The organism is Mesorhizobium sp. P5_C1 (assembly GCF_054049815.1).
Map to the genome: position 1 here is coordinate 1 of NZ_JBFULQ010000557.1, position 3,489 is coordinate 3,489.

A 3,489-nucleotide genomic window follows, 5' to 3' on the forward strand; every position below is an offset into this window, starting at 1 on the left:
GTTCGGGATATTCCCCTCGCAGACTTAAAGAGGTCCGTCCATGGCCAACCCGTTCGTCGCCGAAATCCGCATCTTTCCGTTCAATTTCGCGCCCAATGGCTGGGCGTGGTGCGACGGGCAATTGCTGCCGCTGTCGCAGAACACCGCTTTGTTCTCACTGCTCGGCACCACCTATGGCGGCAACGGCAAGAGCAATTTTGCCTTGCCGGACCTCCAGGGCAACGCGCCGATGCATCCGGGGCAAGGCCCCGGCCTGTCGTTGCATGACCTTGGTGAAACTGGCGGTTCCGAGACCGTGACGCTGCTTGAGAGCGAGATGCCGTCTCATGCGCACACCATGCTGGGCGCTGAAGACGATGGCTCCTTCAAGACGCCCCAAGGCAACTTCGTGGCGGCGGGCAACCAGATGTACCTGGGCTCAAATCCAGCCGTTAATGTCCAACTGGCGCCGGAAGCGCTCGCGCCTGCCGGTGGCGGACAGCCGCACAACAATTTGCAACCCTATCTCACCTGCTATTTCTGCATCGCGCTGCAGGGCGTGTACCCGTCGCGCCCCTGATTTTGCGATGAACGACTTTCACGTGGCGGCTTCGGCCGGTTGGGCGCGGGCGGCTGGGGCCGGGCTGACGTTTCGTCCAGTGACTGATGCCGATGTGCCGTTCCTGGCACGGGTCTATGGCTCGACCCGTGCCGAGGAACTGGCCGTAACATCCTGGACCGAGGCGCAGAAGACCGCCTTTCTCGACATGCAGTTTCGGGCGCAGCACACACATTACATCAAGCATTATTCGCAAGCCGACTGGCTGGTGGTGATGTCTGGCGCGGCAGACATCGGCCGCCTCTATGTCGAGCGTTGGCAGAACCAGTATTGCATCATCGACATCTCCTTGCTGCCGGCGTTTCGCCGCAAGGGATTCGGCGCGGCGCTGCTCAGCGACCTCATCGACGAAGCAAGTGCCGCCGGCAAGGCGGTGTCGATCCATGTCGAGAAGAACAATCCGGCCAGGCGGCTTTATGCGCGGCTGGGATTCGTCGTCACCGAGGACAAGGGCGTCTACGACCTGATGGAGTGTCCGCCATCCTAAAGCGCGTCGMTTGAAAATCCCGTGTAAACGCGTTGAATAAGGGATCGTTGGTCCGCGCCGCCCCTCATTGTCCTGCCGGACATTTCTCCCCGTATAGGTACGGGGAGAAAGAGGCTGGCCACAACGCTGTCGCTTTTTCTGCAACGCCGGCAGTTGGCGAAACCGTCGATAACAGCGCCCCTCTCCCCGTCACTATACGGAGAGAGGATGCCGGCAGGCAGGCGAGGGGCAGCGCCTACGCCTGAAGCGTGTCCTGAGTTCGGTTCAACGCGACTGCATTCAAGCGGCCGTGACGCCGACGCCGACCGTCACGCCCCGCGATACCACGACACGATGGTGAAACGCTCGTTGCGGGTGACCGGGGTGACTTCGTGCGTTGTTTCCGAACGAAACGCGACGAGGGAGCCTGGCAATGCCGGCATGGCGACGCGCAGGTGCGGACCGCTGTAGGGACCATGCAGGACCAGTGAGCCGCCAGCATAGTTTGCCGGCGAAGGATCGTCCGACTGGTGGTTGAGAAAGATCACCGCCGAGATCCTTCTGAACCGCGACTCGTCGTGGATCAGCGGCGTGTTGCCGTCCTGGTGCGGCACGAAGAAATCGCCTTCCCGATAGTGAAGAAACTGGGGTTTTTCAGCATTGCCAAGCGCGAGGCCGAAATGCCGTTCCAGGGCCGCCTTCTGCCGTGCCAACAGGGCATTCACCAGCGCCTCGGTTGCCGGCGAGACCTCGGCGCGCCTGGTCCTGCGAACCTCAGGCCATGCCGGCTTCTGGTCGTCACGCCCCAACAGGCCGGCCGGACGGCCGCCGGCCGTCAGGATCTCGGCGCACAGCGCGCCGCATCCGGCTTCGTCAAGCACGCCCGCGATCTCGATATGGTCGATCATCTGTCCAGCTGTCCCCACCTTCGGCCGGATCGCCGAAAATCAAAAATCAGTTGAAGACAGCCTCATAGACATAGCCGGGCGCGTCGCCCGAAACCGGGACGATGAAGATGTCGTCGGTGATGGCATCGCTGGTAAGGTGGTAGATGGCCTGCGGCAGCCCGATGTCGCGCGGTCCTTTGAACAAAAGCGTGAAACCGCCGCCGGGACGCGGGCTGGCGGCAATCTGGTGGACCGCGGTCAGCTCGAGGGAAACCATCCTGCCGCCAATCTCGGCAGTGAAAACCGACCCAACCGCCTGTTCGAAATCCGATGCCGACGCCATGCAATTCGCCTCACTCTGCCTGCTGCCGGCGGCACTGTCGCCGCTTCGCTGCAAGCTGTCCAGAGGGTTCCGGCCGGCACCGGCCTCGCGCCAAGTCATTTCGTCGGCACAAACCCCAAAATACAGCACCGACTGTCCTTTTATGCGCGCAGGAGACGCTGTAGTACTTTGTTCCTGCGCGGGATTGTTTCCACACCAAGGTCAGCGCAACAAGAACAGATCCCGGCTTTCGGGGTCTGATGGTCGCGGCCTGATCGGCCTGCGGGAGAAGGGACCGACGATGGCAGATGCGAAGACGGAAGTGGCAAGCGATACGATGCCGTTGTTCTATCAGATGCCGGAGGCGCTCAACCCGGTGCGGCATGGCTCGCTTGGCCTGACGGCGCGCAGCGACTTCGGCTTTGCCCGCTCGGCGCACGCCATTCCGGTGGTGGCCTCGGAGATGCCGGCAGCGATGCGCTCCTACCCGATCGTCTTCATCGGCCCGGCCAAGGCGCCGGTGATCATCACCGGCGTGCGCAAGGACGAGAACCTTTTCGTCGATGCCGACGGCAAGTGGACCGGGCCGCACTACATCCCGGCCTATGTCCGCCGCTATCCCTTCATCCTGGCCGAGGATCCCAAGTCGCCCGGCCGGCTGACGCTGTGCATCGACCGGGCAAGCGACCGCGTCGTCGACCAGTTGTTGGCGCCGTTCCGCGACGAAAAGATCCTGCCGTTCTTCAAGGGCACCGAGCCGACCGAAGCGACCAGGCAGGCGCTCGCCTTCTGCAACCAGTTCCAGCTCGATTTCAACGCCACCCGCGTGATGATCGAAAGGATCGACGCGCACGGCCTGTTCGCGCCGCGCCAGAGCAAGGTGACGCTCGAGGGCGGCGAGGTGCTCAATCTCACCGACTTCCAGGTGATTGATGAGCCGGCTTTCAACAAACTGAGCGACGAGGCATTTCTCGACCTGCGCAAATCAGGCGCGCTTGGCCTGCTCTACTGCCACCTCGCCTCGACCAACAGCTGGACGTCGCTGATCCACCAGGCGTCGCTGCGCAAGGCGGGGCTGCCGGCGGGCTAATTTCTCGCTAGCCCTCATGAGGCTGGCCATGACAAAGCGTAAGCATATGTGCTCGCAGGAAGGACGGAGCGCGCTCATGTCGCGCATACGGAGATCCGACACCAAGCCCGAGGTTGTCGTCCGCAT

Annotated in this window: 5 protein-coding genes; 3 read left to right on the top strand and 2 right to left on the bottom strand. The window is 62.7% G+C overall.

From position 1 onward, the window contains the following. The first annotated feature begins 40 nt into the window (after nucleotides 1-40). Together ACXJ7R_RS27780 and ACXJ7R_RS27785 are read left to right on the top strand one after the other, a co-directional pair. On the top strand, nucleotides 41-559 hold the full coding sequence (locus ACXJ7R_RS27780; RefSeq protein WP_457154616.1) for a phage tail protein: 519 nt from the start codon (nucleotides 41-43) through the stop codon (nucleotides 557-559). A gap of 7 nt (nucleotides 560-566) precedes the next feature. Continuing rightward, nucleotides 567-1,085, top strand: coding sequence for an N-acetyltransferase family protein (locus ACXJ7R_RS27785; RefSeq protein ID WP_457154617.1), 519 nt, complete (start codon nucleotides 567-569; stop codon nucleotides 1,083-1,085). Nucleotides 1,086-1,393: 308 nt separating this feature from the next. Here ACXJ7R_RS27785 and ACXJ7R_RS27790 read toward each other — a convergent pair whose 3' ends face one another. Next, nucleotides 1,394-1,972 carry a 2OG-Fe(II) oxygenase gene (locus ACXJ7R_RS27790; RefSeq protein WP_457154618.1) on the bottom strand — a complete coding sequence of 193 codons (579 nt, stop codon included), beginning with the start codon at nucleotides 1,970-1,972 and terminating at the stop codon, nucleotides 1,394-1,396. 46 nt (nucleotides 1,973-2,018) lie between these two features. Continuing rightward, nucleotides 2,019-2,294 carry a DUF6916 family protein gene (locus ACXJ7R_RS27795; protein WP_457154619.1) on the bottom strand — a complete coding sequence of 92 codons (276 nt, stop codon included), beginning with the start codon at nucleotides 2,292-2,294 and terminating at the stop codon, nucleotides 2,019-2,021. Between the two features lie 280 nt (nucleotides 2,295-2,574). Here ACXJ7R_RS27795 and ACXJ7R_RS27800 point away from each other — a divergent pair, with 280 nt between their 5' ends. Continuing rightward, on the top strand, nucleotides 2,575-3,363 hold the full coding sequence (locus ACXJ7R_RS27800) for a SapC family protein (protein ID WP_457154620.1): 789 nt from the start codon (nucleotides 2,575-2,577) through the stop codon (nucleotides 3,361-3,363). Nucleotides 3,364-3,489 lie beyond the last annotated feature (126 nt).